At 64.4% G+C, this 16,204-nt stretch carries 15 protein-coding genes and 1 riboswitch; of the genes, 10 read left to right on the top strand and 5 right to left on the bottom strand.

Translation table 11 applies throughout. From position 1 onward, the window contains the following. Positions 1-9: 9 nt before the first annotated feature. Entirely contained in the window at positions 10-1,539 is a 1,530-nt protein-coding gene (locus tag CH305_RS23925; protein ID WP_094705308.1) for a cobyric acid synthase, read from the top strand. Here CH305_RS23925 and CH305_RS23920 read toward each other — a convergent pair. From CH305_RS23920 to CH305_RS23910, 3 genes are read right to left on the bottom strand one after another with little or no spacing between them, the layout of a single operon-like run. Further along, the gene (locus tag CH305_RS23920; protein ID WP_032403198.1) at positions 1,523-2,218 is read right to left on the bottom strand and encodes an ABC transporter permease; all 696 of its coding nucleotides are present in this window, start codon (positions 2,216-2,218) and stop codon (positions 1,523-1,525) included. The genes CH305_RS23925 and CH305_RS23920 overlap by 17 nt on opposite strands. Further along, complete coding sequence (locus CH305_RS23915; protein ID WP_094705025.1) at positions 2,215-3,138, bottom strand: ABC transporter ATP-binding protein; 924 nt, start codon at positions 3,136-3,138, stop codon at positions 2,215-2,217. Before CH305_RS23915 ends, CH305_RS23920 begins: the two co-directional genes overlap by 4 nt. Then, positions 3,135-3,497 (bottom strand): GntR family transcriptional regulator, encoded by a 363-nt coding sequence (locus tag CH305_RS23910; protein WP_027496722.1) that lies wholly within the window; start codon positions 3,495-3,497, stop codon positions 3,135-3,137. Before CH305_RS23910 ends, CH305_RS23915 begins: the two co-directional genes overlap by 4 nt. A 106-nt stretch (positions 3,498-3,603) precedes the next feature. Here CH305_RS23910 and CH305_RS23905 point away from each other — a divergent pair, with 106 nt between their 5' ends. After that, on the top strand, positions 3,604-4,170 hold the full coding sequence (locus CH305_RS23905; protein ID WP_037151422.1) for an alpha/beta fold hydrolase: 567 nt from the start codon (positions 3,604-3,606) through the stop codon (positions 4,168-4,170). A 10-nt stretch (positions 4,171-4,180) separates the two neighbouring features. Here CH305_RS23905 and mtr read toward each other — a convergent pair whose 3' ends face one another. Further along, positions 4,181-5,566 (bottom strand): mycothione reductase, encoded by a 1,386-nt coding sequence (gene mtr, locus CH305_RS23900; RefSeq protein ID WP_094705024.1) that lies wholly within the window; start codon positions 5,564-5,566, stop codon positions 4,181-4,183. Then, complete coding sequence (locus CH305_RS23895; protein ID WP_176458330.1) at positions 5,563-6,603, bottom strand: alpha/beta hydrolase; 1,041 nt, start codon at positions 6,601-6,603, stop codon at positions 5,563-5,565. The genes mtr and CH305_RS23895 overlap by 4 nt, the downstream gene beginning before the upstream one ends. 175 nt (positions 6,604-6,778) lie before the next feature. Here CH305_RS23895 and mqo point away from each other — a divergent pair, with 175 nt between their 5' ends. The 8 genes from mqo (at position 6,779) to CH305_RS23855 (ending at position 16,168) form a co-directional block, all read left to right on the top strand. Continuing rightward, the gene (gene mqo, locus CH305_RS23890; protein ID WP_032403204.1) at positions 6,779-8,299 is read left to right on the top strand and encodes a malate dehydrogenase (quinone); all 1,521 of its coding nucleotides are present in this window, start codon (positions 6,779-6,781) and stop codon (positions 8,297-8,299) included. An 11-nt stretch (positions 8,300-8,310) separates the two neighbouring features. Next, complete coding sequence (locus CH305_RS23885; RefSeq protein WP_032377066.1) at positions 8,311-8,787, top strand: GNAT family N-acetyltransferase; 477 nt, start codon at positions 8,311-8,313, stop codon at positions 8,785-8,787. Positions 8,788-8,871: 84 nt separating this feature from the next. Beyond that, a riboswitch (cobalamin riboswitch) is annotated at positions 8,872-9,023 on the top strand. A gap of 40 nt (positions 9,024-9,063) precedes the next feature. Continuing rightward, positions 9,064-11,007 carry a magnesium chelatase subunit D family protein gene (locus CH305_RS23880; RefSeq protein ID WP_094705306.1) on the top strand — a complete coding sequence of 648 codons (1,944 nt, stop codon included), beginning with the start codon at positions 9,064-9,066 and terminating at the stop codon, positions 11,005-11,007. Positions 11,008-11,016: 9 nt separating this feature from the next. Continuing rightward, on the top strand, positions 11,017-11,637 hold the full coding sequence (cobO, locus tag CH305_RS23875) for a cob(I)yrinic acid a,c-diamide adenosyltransferase (protein ID WP_032403206.1): 621 nt from the start codon (positions 11,017-11,019) through the stop codon (positions 11,635-11,637). Further along, a complete protein-coding gene (locus CH305_RS23870; protein ID WP_094705023.1) occupies positions 11,631-13,025 on the top strand; it encodes a cobyrinate a,c-diamide synthase in 1,395 nt (464 codons plus the stop codon). The genes cobO and CH305_RS23870 overlap by 7 nt, the downstream gene beginning before the upstream one ends. A gap of 12 nt (positions 13,026-13,037) precedes the next feature. Further along, complete coding sequence (locus CH305_RS23865; RefSeq protein WP_094610540.1) at positions 13,038-13,424, top strand: cobalamin biosynthesis protein; 387 nt, start codon at positions 13,038-13,040, stop codon at positions 13,422-13,424. Between the two features lie 2 nt (positions 13,425-13,426). Further along, positions 13,427-14,443: a zinc-binding alcohol dehydrogenase family protein gene (locus CH305_RS23860; protein ID WP_094705022.1), complete on the top strand. Its 1,017-nt coding sequence runs from the start codon at positions 13,427-13,429 to the stop codon at positions 14,441-14,443. A gap of 57 nt (positions 14,444-14,500) precedes the next feature. Next, positions 14,501-16,168, top strand: a complete 1,668-nt coding sequence (locus CH305_RS23855) for an alkaline phosphatase D family protein (protein WP_179278381.1) — start codon at positions 14,501-14,503, stop codon at positions 16,166-16,168. Positions 16,169-16,204: the final 36 nt, after the last annotated feature.

Below are 16,204 nucleotides of genomic sequence, written 5' to 3'. Positions count from 1 at the left end.
GCCGTGAGTCTGAAAGGTGCCCTGCTGGTTGCGGGGACGACGTCGGATGCTGGTAAGAGCGTGTTGGTTGCCGGTCTGTGTCGCATGTTGGCGAGACGGGGCGTGCGAGTGGCTCCGTTCAAGGCGCAGAACATGTCCAACAATTCGGTGGTCACGCTCGACGGCGGTGAGATCGGTCGGGCGCAGGCGATGCAGGCGGCGGCCTGCGGCCTCGAGCCGAGTGTCCGCTTCAATCCGGTGTTGCTCAAACCAGGAAGCGACCGGACCTCGCAGTTGGTGGTGCGCGGGCGCGCCGTGGCGCAAGTGAGTGCGAGCAACTACATCGAGCATCGGACAGCGCTGCGAACCGTGGTGGCCGACGAGCTGGCCTCTCTGCGTGCAGAATTCGATGTGGTGATCTGCGAGGGAGCGGGTTCGCCCGCCGAGATCAATCTGCGTGCAACCGATTTGGCCAATATGGGACTGGCGACGGCGACTGCTCTGCCGGTGATCGTGGTGGGCGACATCGACCGCGGGGGAGTGCTCGCCCACCTGTTCGGCACTGTTGCCGTGCTGTCTCCGGAAGATCAGGCGCTCGTCGCGGGATTCGTGATCAACAAGTTTCGAGGCGATCCGGCGCTGTTGGCACCGGGTCTCGATCAGTTGCGTGCACTGACCGGGCGGCCGACGTATGGAGTCGTCCCGTTCGCGGACGGATTGTGGATGGATGCGGAGGATTCCCTCGGTACGGTTGCCGACGCTCCGGTGGGCAGGCCGCGTCCTCCCGTCGGGTCCCAGTGGCTACGGGTGGCGGCGGTGCGGTTGCCGAGAATCTCCAATACGACCGATGTCGAGGCGCTGGCGTGCGAGCCCGGAGTGTCGGTGCACTGGGTCACCGAGCCCTCTCGGCTCGACGATGTGGATCTGGTGGTCGTCCCCGGCAGCAAGTCCACGGTGTCGGATCTGGAGTGGTTGCGGCGCAGCGGTCTTGCTCGTGCCATTTCCGAGCGCGCCGCCGCGGGTCGGCCGGTTCTGGGTATCTGCGGCGGATACCAGATGCTCGGTCGAACCATCTCGGACGCGGTGGAGTCGGGTGTCGGTGTCGTCGAGGGGCTGGGTCTGCTCGATCTCGATATCGAGTTCGCAGCCGACAAGGTACTCGCGCAGGTGACGGGTCGGGCACAGCGGTTCGGCGCACATTCTCTGTCCGGGTACGAGATTCATCACGGACGAGTTGTTCGTAGCGGGGACGATGCACTGCTGACCGCAGCGTCGGGTGTTCGCGAGGGCAGTGTGCGTGGCAGCGTCGTAGGAACTCACTGGCACGGCCTTCTCGAGTCCGACGATTTCAGACGATCCTTCCTTGCCTGGGTAGCGGCGAAGTCGGGTCGCGAGGGATTTCTGGTGGCCCCTGCTACGTCGGTCGCGGCACTGCGGGAGCAGCAGTTGGACCTGCTGGCCGATCTGGTGGAAGACAACCTCGACGTCGACGCCGTACTCGATCTCATCGAGCACGGCGTCGATCCTGCGTTGAAAAAGATTGTCACGCAGTTGCTTTGAGAAGTCCGACCCAGCTGGCTGCGGACAGCACCGCGGTGATGATCAAGGGGATGATCACGAGCAGCAGGATGCGTGGGGTGTCGGTGAAGAAGCTTCCGACGTTGGGCCACCAGTTCTGCCAGGTCACGAGTACCGAGCCGCCGCCGAAGAGCACGAGCGCACCGAGTCCGAGGGTGAACAGGCCATTGGTGCGGTAGCGCCGGTAGACGACGCCGATGAATGCGCCGATCCCGCCGATCAACAGCAATCCGGTCACCAGAGTTGCCCACTGTAGAACTTCGTTGTCGGTCGCATAGCGGGCGAGGCCGAACATGCGAAGCTTCTTCCCGAAGCCTCCCGTCGCGGCCTCGACTACCGACAACAGGTACACGATGGTGCCGATCGCGACCGATTGTGTGATACCCACGAGGGCTGTGGCACTGAGGAATTCGCGCCGTGTGACACTCAGGCCGAGCGCGTACGGAAAGCATTGTGTGATAGCGGTGATATAGAACGCGATCCCGAATCCGTACACGGAGAACACTCCACCGGTGAAGGTGAACTCGGATTCGTTCACGGGAACCACGAGGAAGATGCCGTACGTGATCACGAAAACGACCGCGAGAATTCCCAGTGGCCACGCGAATGTGGTTGCCCAGGAGGTGTTGTGGATTCGAGCGACGTTCAGTATTCGTTTCATGACGCTGCCTCCTCGCTTGCGACATTGGTGCGTTCGATGATCAACTGCTGCAATGGAATTGCTTCGATAGTGAGCCCCGCTGCGGCACCGTCCGATTTTTGTCTGTCGGTGAGTCGGCCGTCGATCGTCGCCCGCGCGCTGGCTCCGAGGCTGGTTCGGTGCAGAGTTCTGTGTCCCGAGATGAACGAGTCGACCGCCTTGGCGGGACCGGTGATCTCGAATGCGCCCTCGCGCAGCGCATCCGAGTCGGCGTCGAGCACGATTCTGCCCTTGTCGATGAGGATCACGTGTTCGATCAGATCACTGACCTCGTCGATCAAATGGGTGGACAGGATCACTGTCCTGGGATTCTCGGCGTAGTCGGCCAGCAATCTGTCGTAGAACATGTGACGCGAGACCGCGTCCAGTCCCAAGTAGGGCTCGTCGAAAAAGGTCAGTGGTGCACGCGATGCGAGTCCGATGACGATTCCGAGAGCCGACGTCATTCCTCGCGAGAGCTTCTTGATCTTGCGGCCCACGGGCAGGTCGAAGTCCCGCAGTAATTCGGCCGCGAAGTCGTCGTCCCAGTGCGGAAGAATGTGGGATGCCTGCGAGATGGCGTTCTTCACCTTCAGATCGTCCGGATACTTCTGGCTTTCCTTGACGAAGCACACGTGACTCAGGGCATGTGGGTTCTCCCACGGCCGCTGTCCGAGTACCGACACTTCGCCGGCGCTCTGGCGCATCTGCGCGGTCATCATCTGCATGACGGTGGTCTTGCCCGCGCCGTTGCGGCCGAGAAAGCCGTAGATCTTGTTCCGTTCGATCTCGAAACTGACATCGTCGACAGCGGTGAACGTGCCGAACTTCTTGGTCAGGTGAGTGGCCGACGCGGCGATGGTGCCGGGTTCGCCGATCGAGCCGAGAGTGTGGACGCTCATCGTGCTGCCTCCCAGTTGTCGAGCATGGTCTTGAGTTCGTCGACGGTCATGCCGAGCTTGCGTGCCTCGGTGACCAACGGATCGATGTACTGACGGGCGAAGAGGTCGCGGCGACGGAACCGGAGAGCGTCGCGAGCCCCTGTGGTGACGAACATGCCGATTCCTCGCTTCTTGTAGACGACGCCGTCGGCGACGAGTTTGGCGAGCCCCTTGCCCGCGGTTGCCGGATTGATTCGATGGAACGCGGCGAGCTCGTTCGTCGAAGGGACCTGCTCTTCCTCGGCCAACGATCCGTCGATGATGGAGTTCTCGACGAGCTCGGCGATCTGCAAGAAGATCGGCCTGCCCTCGTCCATCAGAACTGCCGCCGATGCGTGGAGGTTGCTTGCCTCACTGGTTCATTACTCATGTAACTAACCATAGAACCGATGCGGAGCATGCGCAAGAGGCAGTACCGTCGTCGTCATGGAGTTCACGCATGTGAGTGCAGCGGGCGGGCAATGTTCGGTGCGAGTGGCGGGCCCCGACAGCAGACACGCCGTCCTGTTGCTGCCCGACGCAGGTGATCCGGTGGATGTGTACGACGCAGTCAGTGAACGGCTGCACAACTCGGATCTGAAAACCGTTGCGCTGGAAAGCATCGACGGCGTGAGCGACGAGGCCATCCTGGCTGTTCTCGACGAGCTGAAGCTCTCGTGGGTGCACCTCGTCGGCAGCGGCGCGGGCGCAGAACCTGCGTGGACGCTGGCCGCGAAAACCTTCGGACGGTTCGCCAGCCTGATCGCGGTGAACCGTTGCCACCCCGCAATCGCGGACGAGCAGGGCACCGTCCGCGCGGCGGATTGCCCCCCTGTCGAGCTACCGACGACATTGGTCGTCGGGTCCTCGTTGGGTCGCGCATCCGCCGACGCGAGTGGCCGGTTCGTCTACTCGGATTTCCGAGTGGTTCAGCTCGACGGGGCCCGAAACATCCCCGTCGACGCATCGGCCGAGCTGGCCACCGAGATCGTGCTCCGCACCAGTCCCTGGTAGACGGTCGAAATTACAGTTCGAGACCGAGCAGAGCGTTCTCGACCACCTCGGGCAGTCCTGGATGAATCCAGTACTGGCCCCGAGCCATGTCCTGGGCAGACAACCCGAAGCTCATGGCCTGGATGAGTGGCTGAATCACCGTGGGTGCCTGTGCGCCGATGATGTGAGCTCCGAGGATCTTGCCGGTCCCCTTTTCGGCAATGATCTTGCACAGACCTTCGCTGTCCTCCATCGCCCAGCCGTAGGCGACGTCGCCGTAGTTCTGCACTTTGACCGTGATGTCCAACCCCGCGTCGCGGGCTTGTTCCTCGGTCATGCCCACCTCGGCGATCTGTGGATCGGTGAACACCGCCGCAGGAACGAACCGATGGTCGTACTCGCGCAGTGTCGAGGTGTCGCCGTGCCACGCGTCCTGCAGCAGGTTGTACTGCACGGCCCGAGCTTCCTGGTTGGCCACGTGCTTGAGCTGGTAAGGGGACGAGACGTCGCCGAGTGCGAACACTCCCTCGGCCGTGGTGCGGCCGAATTCGTCCACCACGATGCGGCCCTCGTCATCGAGCTCGATGCCTGCCGTGCCCAGATCGAGTCTGTCTCCGTTCGGTTCCCGGCCCACGGCGACGAGAAACGCGTCGCCCAGGACCTTGGTGCCGTCGGCCAGTTCGACGCCGTGCAGCGTCCCCTCGGTCACAGCACGGGTCTCGCCGGCGTCGAGATGGACGTCCCACTTGGCGCGCGCCAGTTCGGTGAAGCGCTTGGAGATATCGGCGTCGAGCGCGCGCAGGAGCCCGTCCTTCCTGGCGACGATCGAGACCTTGGACCCGAGGGCCGAGAACACGTGCGCGAATTCTGCTGCGATGTAACCGGATCCGAGAATCACCAGATGCTCGGGAAGCTCCGGCAGTCGCATCACGTCACTGTTGGTGTGATAGGAGACACCCGAATCGGCAATGGCCTGTGGCACCGTCGGACGTGACCCGGCCGCAATGACAACCTGGTCGGCGGTGATGACGGTGCCGGTGCCGGTGTCGATCGTGCGGGGGCCGACGAACGTCGCGTGTCCCTCGAACAACGTGACGTTGGGGCTGCCCTCGGCGCGGTATCGCTTACCGCCCTCGGAGATGGGGTCGATCCGTCCGAAGACGCGGTCGACGATGTCCCGCCAGCGCACCGTGTCGACGTGGGCATCGACTCCGTACTTCGCCGAGTCTCGCACCGTCCGAGCGACTTCGGCTGCATAGACGAACATCTTGGTGGGGATGCACCCGACGTTGAGGCACGTGCCACCGAACGTGGAATTCTCCTCGAGCAGAGCGATCTTCTTGTCGTCGAAGCGTGAATCGGCGATCGAGTTTCCCGATCCGGAGCCGATGATCGCGATGTCGAAATGCTCGGTCATGAAATGTGCCCGCTCTCGCTGTGGTCCTTGCCCGACGCATGGTCGGTGCTCTCTCCTCGGTGCAACCACTCGAGCCATTCGTCCATTTCCTCGAATGCCCGTACCCGTGGGCCCTCGGTGGACAGAAACACGTCGTGGCGGGCTCCCTCGATGGGCACGATCGTCGTACGGTCGCCCAGGCAACCGGCCCACCGCGCGATCTGTCGAACGTCCAGAACGGCATCCGCGGCGTCGACGGCCGAGCTGTAACGGCGGGAGAAGTGCGTCACCTTCGACCGAAGAATCAGCGAGGGAATGCCGATGTCGAGGCCCCGGTGCAGCTCGGCGTGTCCGTGGCGGACAGCGCGAATCCACCCGAAGGTGATGGGAAAGCCCGCGAGCGGTTTCCAGTCGAGGTCGTAGTCCCATTCGCCGTTCTCCGACGCAGCGAGCGACAGCCCGTATGTGTCGAGCCCGCTACCGGGGACCTGCGTCTTGGATCGGAATCGGCCGATCACATCGATCGCTGCGGTGCCGACACTGCGAATGGCGGGTGGGCCCTGCAGGTCGAACCACGGGCTGTTGAGAACGACTCCTGCCAAGCCCGATCCGGCCGACCCGCCTTCCTGACGGTTGAGGCGGTTCAGCCACAGGGGGAGAACGAGGCCGCCCGTGGAGTGCGCCATCAGCAGCACCGAGGCGTCCGCGCGCTCGGCTCGTACCAGGCTCAGTGCTTCGTTCAACTCGGCGTCGTACATCGCCAGATCGGTCACGAAATGCGCAGTCTGGCCCTCGCGGCGCGAACGCCCGCACTTACGCAGGTCGAGGGCGTAGAACGCGTATCCCTTCGCCGCGAAGTGCTCGGCGATGTGTCGCTGGAAGAAGTAGTCGGTGAAACCGTGAACGTAGATCACCGCACGCTCGAAGTTCGAGGCACCGGACGGTTGATACCGCACCAGAGTGGCCTCGACCTGCCCCTCTCCGTCCGGATCGTCACCGAGTGGAATGGTCGTCTGTTCGTAGCCGTCGCCGAGGACGTCGGGCACCCAGGTAGTCACAGATCACAACTGTAGTGGGCGCCGTGAGCGGCGTCCGAGGAGCACAATCGAGAGCAGGTTGACGTGGTGTCCGATGGGGTAGGCCCAGCTAGTAACCTGACCGCATCGGGTGAATAGCCCTCTACAGCAGAGTTCTCCGGTCGAGACCTCCACAGACAAGGAAGTCGATTCTCCAGTGTCCAAAGAAGAGCAGGGTAAGCGGATCAAGACCGACGTCGTTCTGGTCGGTGCCGGAATCATGAGCGCCACCCTCGGTGCGCTGCTCCGTCAGCTCGAGCCGAACTGGTCGATCGACGTCTACGAGCGCCTCGATGCTGCCGCGGCCGAGAGCAGCGACGCGTGGAACAACGCGGGTACCGGCCACTCGGCACTGTGCGAGTTGAACTACACGCCGCAGAACAAGGACGGCAGCGTCGACATCGCCAAGGCGCTCAACGTCAACGAGCAGTTTCAGGTCTCGCGTCAGTTCTGGGCCCACGGTATCGAGACCGGCGTGCTCTCCGACGCCAAGAACTTCATCAACCCCATTCCGCACGTGAGCTTCGTGCACGGAGCAGACAACGCGAAGTACCTGCGCGCGCGGTACGAGGCGCTCGTCGGCAACCCGCTGTTCGCCGGAATGGAGTTCATCGATTCCAAGGACGAGTTCTCGGCGCGACTGCCGTTGATGGCGAAGGGCCGCGACTTCTCCGATCCGGTAGCGCTGAACTGGAGCCAGGAGGGCACCGACGTCGACTTCGGCGCACTTACCAAGCAGCTGCTCAACTACCTCTCGTCCGCGGGCGGCACCGTGCACTTCGGCCACGATGTGCGCAACATCACCAAGCAGTCCGACGGCACGTGGGACGTCAAGGTCGCAAACCAGCGGACCGGAGCCAAGAAGACCGTCAACGCCAAGTTCGTGTTCGTCGGCGCAGGCGGCGGAGCACTGCACCTGCTGCAGAAGTCCGGCATCGCGGAGATCAAGGGATTCGGCGGCTTCCCGGTCAGCGGCGAGTGGCTGCGGTGCACCAACCCCGAACTGATCGAGCAGCATTCGGCCAAGGTGTACGGCAAGGCCTCGGTGGGCGCGCCTCCCATGTCCGTGCCGCACCTCGACACTCGGGTGATCAACGGTGAGCAGGGTCTGCTGTTCGGCCCGTACGCCGGCTGGTCGCCCAAGTTCCTCAAGCAGGGCAAGATCACCGACCTGCCCGGCTCGGTCAAGCCCGGCAACCTGATGTCGATGCTCGGCGTCGGTGTGACCGAACTCGGGCTCGTCAAGTACCTCGTCAGCGAGCTGGCGCAGTCGCAGGCGGATCGGGTGGAGACTCTGCGAGAGTTCGCCCCCTCGGTCATCGGTAAGGACTGGGAGCTCGTCACCGCAGGTCAGCGAGTGCAGGTCATCCGCAAGAAGGGCCGCGGCGGTGTGCTCGAGTTCGGCACCGCTGTGGTCAACGCTGCGGACGGCACGATTGCCGGATTGCTCGGTGCCTCGCCCGGTGCGTCCACCGCCGTCCCGGCCATGCTGGACGTGCTCCAGCGGTGCTTCGGCGACAAGTACGACGCGTGGCAGCCCAAGCTCAAGGAAATGGTCCCGTCGCTGGGGGTCAAGCTGGCCCAGAACAGCTCGTTGTTCGACGAGGTCTGGGCTTGGACCTCGAAGACACTGGAGCTGGAAAACTCGCGTGAGCTCGCACAGCCCACGGGTGTGTGATAGCAAAAGGTATGAATACGCAAGCAGCAGCTCTCAAACGATCATGGGCACTAGACCTGTCCAACAACACGTTGTACGACCTGTTGAAGCTGCGTGTCGAGGTGTTCGTGGTCGAGCAGGCATGTGCTTATCCGGAGTTGGACGGGCGTGACCTGCTGACCGAGACGCGACACTTCTGGCTCGAACGGGACGGCGAGGTGGTGTGCACCCTCCGTCTGCTCGAGGAGCACGACGACGGGGAGAAGGCGTTCCGCATCGGTCGCCTCTGCACCCAGCGCTCGGCCCGAGGGCAGGGCCACACCACGCGGATCCTGCGGGCCGCGCTGGCCGAGGTCGGCTCCGCGCCGTGCCGCATCAATGCTCAGAGCTACCTCGTCGACATGTATGCCAAGCACGGCTTCCTGCCCGACGGTGAGGAAGTTCTCGAGGACGGTATTCCGCACACCCCGATGCGTCGGGGCGGCGGCACCGCCTGGAGCGAGGCCTGACCTTCCGCAGTACTCGACAATTGGTGAGGTCGTTCCGCAGGCTCCACTCCCGGAACGAATGCCACACACGGACATACCGTGTGTGGCATTCGTTCGTTCGGCGGTAGTGTTCCGTTCGAAGTCGGTTGCGGAGAAGTCCTGTACGAATCAGGCGCGGTCCCGCCACTGTGTTCAGGAGTTTCTTCGCATAAGCAGATTCTCCTGTCAGCCAGATCGCCGCCCGGCTTCGCGTTTTTCTACCGAACGCCCGGCGCGGAACTCCGGGCACGAAGGGACATAGCTGTGCAGCAAGGTGGAAGTGTTCCCGAACCGGGATATCCGTTCAGTGCGATCGTCGGTCAGGACCAACTGCGCCTGTCGTTGATTCTGTGCGCCGTGCATCCCGGCATCGGCGGTGTGCTGGTCCGCGGCGAGAAGGGCACCGCCAAATCGACGGTGGTGCGTGCGCTCGCGACGCTGCTGCCGGCAGTGGACGACGAGGACGGATCCCGACCGGCAAAGCTCGTCGAGCTTCCGGTGGGAGCCACCGAGGATCGAGTGGTCGGGTCCATCGACCTCGAGAAGGTGCTGCGTGACGGCGAACGCGCCTTCCAGCCCGGCCTGCTCGCAGCTGCGCACCGCGGAGTTCTCTACGTCGACGAAGTGAATCTGCTGCACGATCATCTGGTCGACGTACTGCTCGACGCGGCCGCAATGGGCCGCGTACACGTCGAGCGCGACGGTGTATCACATTCGCACCCAGCACAATTCGTCTTGGTCGGCACGATGAACCCCGAGGAGGGTGAGCTGCGACCGCAGCTGCTCGACCGGTTCGGTCTCGCAGTGGACGTGACGGCCTCGCGCGATGTGGATGTTCGGATGAACGTCGTCCGCCGCCGGATGAACTACGAGCGCGATCCGCACGCGTTCGCCGCCCAATTTCGCGACGACGACATCGCGGTGGCCGAGCAGATTCTGGCCGCCCGGAAGATCCTCGACGATGTGGAGTTGAGCGACAAGGAACTTCGGCGCATCGCCGCGTTGTGCGCGTCGTTCGACGTCGACGGCATGCGCGCCGATCTGGTGCTGGCACGCACTGCGTCCGCCCACGCCGCGTGGCGGGGCGCGAGCGAGGTGGCAGAGGAAGACGTGCGGGTCGCTGCGGAACTGGCGCTACCGCATCGGCGTCGACGCGACCCGTTCGACGAGCCGGGCATCGACGACAAGCAGTTGGACGACGCCATGCGCGACGCCGCGGAACAGGCAGAGCAGCAACCGGATCCAGATCCCGACCCGACGCCCGACGGCGACGGGGGAGCGCCGGTGCCGGACGGTGCCGAAGGGACCGAGCGTTCGGAGTCGTCCCCGTCGTCGCCCGACACCGAGACCTCGGGCACCCCTGAGCCACAGCCCTCTGGAACGGGCAAGAACAAGCAGGCAGGAACTCCGGGTGCCCAGTTCAAGGCCCGGCTGCTCGAGGTTCCCGGAGTAGGAGAGGGCGCGCCGGGTCGACGCTCGCGGTCACGCTCCTCGCACGGACGGTCGGTGCGGCCCACTGTCGAGCGAGGCAAAGGCCTGCATCTGATCGGCACGTTGTTCGCCGCCGCCGAGCATCAGGTCGTCCGCGGCCGTACCTCCGGCCGGCTGAAGCTCGAGCCTGCGGATCTTCGGGGCGCGATCAAGGAGGGGCGCGAGGGCAACTTGATCGTCTTCGTCGTCGATGCCTCGGGATCGATGGCTGCACGAGATCGACTCTCGGCGGTGACCGGTGCGGTGCTGTCACTGTTGCGCGATGCGTATCAACGCCGTGACAAGGTCGCCGTCATCACCGTGCGCGGCAAGGAAGCCGAGACGGTATTGCCGCCCACGTCTTCGGTGGATGTGGCCGTGACGCGGTTGCGCAACATGAAGACCGGTGGTCGGTCTCCGTTGGCGCAGGGATTTCTGAAGGCGCGGGATCTGGTTCTGCGAGAACGGGTTCGAGACCCGCTGCGCCGCGCACTGGTGGTTGCGCTGACCGACGGCCGAGCAACCGGAGGTACCGACCCTGTCGGCCGAGCGCGCATTGCCGCAGGACGTATCGCGTCGGACAAGATCGCCTCGGTCGTCGTCGACTGCGAATCGGGAATGGTCCGTCTCGGCCTGGCCGCCGATTTCGCAGCCCGTCTCGGTGGTGGCTACGTGGCGCTGGAGGATCTGTCGGCCGAACAGGTCACCGCCGTCGTCCGCGCAGCGGCGTAGGGGCGCGCGATGCCTCAGGGTGTACCCGCTCCCGGCACCGTTCCGCAGGACGGCCTCACGACGCGTCAGCGCCGCAATCTGCCCGTCCTCGCCGTTCATACCGGCCCGGGCAAGGGGAAATCGACCGCTGCGTTCGGCATGGCGTTGCGGGCGTGGAACCAAGGGTTCGACGTCGGAGTGTTCCAGTTCGTCAAGAGTGCCAAGTGGAAAGTCGGCGAGGAAGCGGCGTTCAGGACTCTCGGCGACCTGCACGAGAGCACCGGTGTCGGCGGAGCCGTCGAGTGGCACAAGATGGGCGAGGGCTGGTCGTGGACTCGCAAGAAGGGCAGCGACGTCGACCACGCCGAGGCGGCAGCAGAGGGCTGGCGGGAGATCGCCCGGCGGATCGAGCAGGAGTCACACCGCTTCTACGTGTTGGACGAGTTCACCTACCCACTCAAGTGGGGTTGGGTCGATGTCGCTGAGGTGGTCGAGGTTCTGACCCATCGACCGGGCAACCAACACGTCGTCATCACCGGACGGGATGCGCCCCGTGAGCTGATCGAGGCCGCGGATCTCGTCACCGAGATGGCCAAGGTCAAGCACCCGATGGATGCCGGCCGCAAAGGACAGCGAGGCATCGAATGGTGACTCCGTCGTGCCCCGCCGTGGTCATTGCGGCCCCCGCTTCGGGCAGCGGAAAGACGACGGTGGCCACCGGGCTGATGGGCGCACTACGTGCTGCCGGCCGAAAGGTCGCACCGTTCAAGGTGGGTCCGGATTACATCGACCCCGGCTATCACGGTCTGGCGGCCGGGCTGCCCGGACGCAATCTCGATGCGGTCATGGTGGGTGCCGATCGAATCGGGCCTCTCTTTCGGCACGGCAGCCGGGGCTGCGACATCGCGGTCGTCGAAGGAGTCATGGGACTGTTCGACGGCAAGATCGACATGACCGGCCCCGGGGAGGCGTCCGCCGAGGGATCGACCGCACGGGTGGCGGCAATGCTCGGTGCCCCGGTCATTCTTGTGGTCGATGCCCGCGGCCACAGTCAGTCGCTCGCGGCTGTGCTGCACGGGTTCTCGACGTTCGACCCCAGCGTCCGCATCGGCGGGGTGATCCTCAACCGGGTCGGCAGCGAACGCCACGAGGATGTGCTGCGTCAAGCGTGTGAGCGGGTGGGTGTGCCGGTGCTCGGCGCGTTGCCGAGAATGAGCGAATTGGTTGTGCCATCACGACATCTGGGCCTGATAACCGCCGTCGAACACGGTGGTGCCGCCACCGATGCGGTCGACGCGATGAGCGCGCTGGTGGCGCAGTTCGTCGATGTAGAGGCAGTGAGCGCCTTGGCTCGCTCGTCGATACTCGCGCCGGAGTGGGATCCGGTAGACGAGGTTCGTAGGTCCGAAGGATCGCCGGTCGTCGCGGTGGCAGGTGGTCCAGCATTCACCTTCGGCTACACCGAGCATGTGGAACTTCTGCGCGCAGCCGGGGCCGACGTCGCTGTGTTCGACCCACTTCGCGACGGATTGCCCACCGGTACAGCAGCAGTCGTGCTGCCCGGTGGATTCCCGGAGGAACACGCTGCCGCGCTGGCAGCGAACGAACTGTTGCTGACCGACATCAGGACGGCCGCGGCCAGGGGTCTGCCCGTTCACGCAGAATGCGCCGGATTGCTCTATCTGGCCACACAATTGGACGGTCATGCAATGGCAGGCGTCATCGACGTCGACGCGGAATTCGGGAACACGCTCACTCTCGGGTATCGAGACGCGGTCGCCCTCGAGGCGTCGTCTCTGTTCGACGCGGGAACCCGTGTCACCGGCCACGAGTTCCATCGCACGAAGCTCGTCGCAGTGCGCGAGCCCGCCCCGGCGGCCTGGGGTTGGCATCGGCAGCGACCGGACGGCAGAACCGCCGCTCGCGAAGGCTTCGTCCGCGGCGGAGTGCACGCGTCCTACCTGCACACACACGCTGCGGGCAATCCCGAGTCCATCACTCGATTCGTTTCCGCCGCAGTCGATTACGCGCGCGTCTAGGGCTCGTCGACGATGCGGGTCGTGGTCGGAATCGGTGCCCGGTCGGGTGTTGGGGCCGACGAGATCGTGCGCGTGATCTCGACCGTCCTGCAACCGAATTGGCGCGTCGAGGCCATCGCCTCGATCGACCGGAAAGCGGATCTGGTGGCGGCGGTGGCGTCGAGCATGGGGGTTCGGGGGGTGACCTACTCGGCCGATGAACTGTCGACCGTCGTCACGCCCACCGTGTCGGTCCGAGTGCTGCGTGCCGTCGGAAGTGCCAGCGTCGCCGAAGCAGCGGCACTGCTGGCCGGCGGTTCGACGGAGTTGACGGTACCCAGGTTCGGTCTGGACGGTGTCACCGTTGCCGTTGTCGAGCTCTGCCTTGACGGTGGACAGGGGGGTCGGGCCATCCTGTAGGTATGACCGAGACGATGAAAGCCGTTGCCTACACCCGCTCGCTCCCGATCGACGATCCCGCCAGCCTCACCGATGTGGTTGTCGACGTGCCGAGCGTGCGACCGAGGGACATATTGGTAGATGTCAGAGCCGTGTCGGTGAACCCGGTGGACGTCAAGGTCCGCGCAGGCAACGACCCGCACGGCGAACCGAAAGTCCTCGGGTTCGACGCGGCCGGTGTTGTGCGTGCCGTCGGTGCCGACGTCTCACTGTTCACCCCGGGCGACGAGGTCTACTACGCGGGCGACCTCGGCAGACCCGGGACCGACTCGGAGTTGCATGCGGTGGACGAACGGATCGTGGCGAAGAAGCCGACCACTCTCGATTTCGCAGAGGCCGCGGCGTTGCCGCTGACTGCGATCACTGCCTGGGAAGGATTGTTCGACAAACTCCGCATCACTGCCGAGTCCACCGGCACATTGCTGATGGTGGGGGCCACCGGCGGCGTCGGATCTCTGGTGCTGCAATTTCTTCGGGTTCTCGCTCCCCGAGTGAGGGTGATCGCGACAGCAGCGGACGAGGATGCGGAGAAGTGGGTCCGTTCTCTCGGCGCAGCCGAGGTGGTGAACCATCGGCGCGATCTTCGGGGCGACGTACGTCGAGTCGCTCCGGACGGCATCGACTACGTGTTCACTGCTCATTCCTCCGGCCAGGTCGAGATCTATGCGGACCTGTTGACGCCGTTCGGCCAGATAGTGGCGATCGACGATCCCGAGACCCTCGATGTTCTCCCGCTCAAGACGAAGGCGATCTCGTGGCACTGGGAGTTCATGTTCGCGCGTCCGATGCACGACGCTTCGGATCTTGTTCGCCAGCACGAGTTGTTGACCAGGGTGGCCGAGCTCGTCGACGCGGGTGTGGTGCGGACAACCGTCACGACTGTCCTCTCTCCTATCGATGCCGAGCAGCTGCGCGAAGCGCATCGGTTGGTCGAGACCGGGCACGTACGGGGAAAGGTCGTGGTGGCGGCCCGCTCGTGAGGACCGATCCGCGCCACTGACTGGCGAAAGCGGGCCGACGCAGGCAATGTGGATCCAATGACTTCCGACAGCCTTGTCCTGCTCGGCCCGATCGTCCGGTACGTCGGCACCGAGACCGCGACCCTGTGGTTCGAGATGGCCGAAGCGTCGACCGTAACGGTCGTCACCGATGCCGGCGTCCGCGCGGCGGAACGCACGTGGGGTGTCCACGGCCACCACTACGCGCTGGTTCCACTCGAAGGCCTGCCCGCCAATTCCGCGGTCTATTACGAGGTGTTCGTCGATGAGCGCAAGGTCTGGCCGCGTGAAGGCCATACTGCGGCCATCCACACTGTCGACGCCCAGGGACCCGTCACATTGGCCTTCGGATCGTGCCGGCGAGGTGACAACTACAGCGAGGAATCTCTGAAGCAGATCGGAGCCGACGCGTTGGCCGGACTGGGCAACGCGCTGATAGAAGAGGATCCGAGTCGGTGGCCGCAGGCATTGCTGCTTCTCGGTGATCAGGTCTACGCCGACGACCCGTCGCCCGAGATCGTCGAACGGCTGCAGGCTCGGCGTCGATCCGGCGAGGGCCCGCGGAGTGCCGTCGGAACCGACGCGGAGAACGAGATCTGCGACTTCGAGGAGTATTCGTGGCTGTACAGGGAGTCGTGGGGACTGGAGCCGGTACGGACACTGATGGCGAGCATCCCGTCGTGCATGATCCTCGACGACCACGATCTGCGGGACGATTGGAATTCGTCCGCGTCCTGGCGTCGGGACATCGAAACTCGGCCGTGGTGGAACGATCGCGTGATCGGCGCGTACTCGTCGTACTGGGTGTACCAGCACCTGGGCAATCTGTCGCCGAAGGAATTGGCGCAGGACGAGATGTACGCCGCGGTCCGGTCCGCTGCCAGTGACGCGGATCGCGAGAAGTTGTTGGCCGATTTTGCATTACGGATCGACCGCAATCCCGAGACGGGGCGCTGGAGCTTCTACCGCGATTTCGGTGACACGCGTCTGATCATGATCGATTCGCGGTGCTCGCGAAATCTGGATCCGAACAACCGAGAGATGGTGGACGAGAAGGAGTGGGCGTGGGTACGCGAGCGCGCGCTCGAAGCCACTCCGCGACACCTGCTGTTCGGTTCTTCGCTGCCCTACCTCATGCTGCCCGCTCTGCACTACCTGGAACAGTGGAACGAGGCTGTGGCGCAGGGGAGTTGGGGTTCCATTCCGGCGAAGGTGGCCGAGAAGATGCGGATCGGCCTCGACCTCGAACACTGGGCGGCGTTCACCAATTCGTTCAACGACATGGCGGCGTTGACGCGTGAGCTCTCCCGCGGTGAGAACAAGCCTGCGTCCATCATGTGGCTGTCCGGCGACGTGCACTGCTCCTACGTGGCGAACGCGAACTTCGGTGTCGGTGGGCGAGATGTGCCTGCCACCTATCAACTGACCATGTCTCCGTTCCGCAATCCGCTCGATCTCCCTATCCGCGCGGTCAACAAGCTGGCCATCAAACGTCCAGCAGCTCGGATCCTGTCGAAACTCGCTCGAGCTGCGCACGTGGGCCCCTCGGGAGTCGAATGGGAAGCGGAGGCGGGACCGTGGTTCGACAACGGCGTCATGTTGCTGACCCTGCACGGTGATTCGGCGCGGTTGCAGGTGCGCCATGCTCACGTCGACGATGCCGGTGAGCAGGTTCTGACCGAGACGTCGACCCTGGCCCTCGCCTAGAGAAGACTTGGCCCTCGCCTGAAGATACGGGCGCAG

The organism is Rhodococcus sp. 15-649-2-2 (genome assembly GCF_002258645.1).
GTDB lineage: Bacteria > Actinomycetota > Actinomycetes > Mycobacteriales > Mycobacteriaceae > Rhodococcoides.
The sequence above is the reverse complement of the archived record's forward strand: the minus strand, read 5'-3'. Positions and strand labels throughout refer to the sequence as shown.

Coding starts and splice junctions, on each gene's coding strand:
- CH305_RS23920 (WP_032403198.1), bottom strand. CDS start 2,218: ATGAAACGAATACTGAACGTCGCTCGAATCCACAACACCTCCTGGGCA.
- CH305_RS23915 (WP_094705025.1), bottom strand. CDS start 3,138: ATGAGCGTCCACACTCTCGGCTCGATCGGCGAACCCGGCACCATCGCC.
- CH305_RS23905 (WP_037151422.1), top strand. CDS start 3,604: ATGGAGTTCACGCATGTGAGTGCAGCGGGCGGGCAATGTTCGGTGCGA.
- mtr (WP_094705024.1), bottom strand. CDS start 5,566: ATGACCGAGCATTTCGACATCGCGATCATCGGCTCCGGATCGGGAAAC.
- CH305_RS23885 (WP_032377066.1), top strand. CDS start 8,311: ATGAATACGCAAGCAGCAGCTCTCAAACGATCATGGGCACTAGACCTG.
- cobO (WP_032403206.1), top strand. CDS start 11,017: ATGCCTCAGGGTGTACCCGCTCCCGGCACCGTTCCGCAGGACGGCCTC.
- CH305_RS23870 (WP_094705023.1), top strand. CDS start 11,631: ATGGTGACTCCGTCGTGCCCCGCCGTGGTCATTGCGGCCCCCGCTTCG.
- CH305_RS23865 (WP_094610540.1), top strand. CDS start 13,038: ATGCGGGTCGTGGTCGGAATCGGTGCCCGGTCGGGTGTTGGGGCCGAC.
- CH305_RS23860 (WP_094705022.1), top strand. CDS start 13,427: ATGACCGAGACGATGAAAGCCGTTGCCTACACCCGCTCGCTCCCGATC.
- CH305_RS23855 (WP_179278381.1), top strand. CDS start 14,501: ATGACTTCCGACAGCCTTGTCCTGCTCGGCCCGATCGTCCGGTACGTC.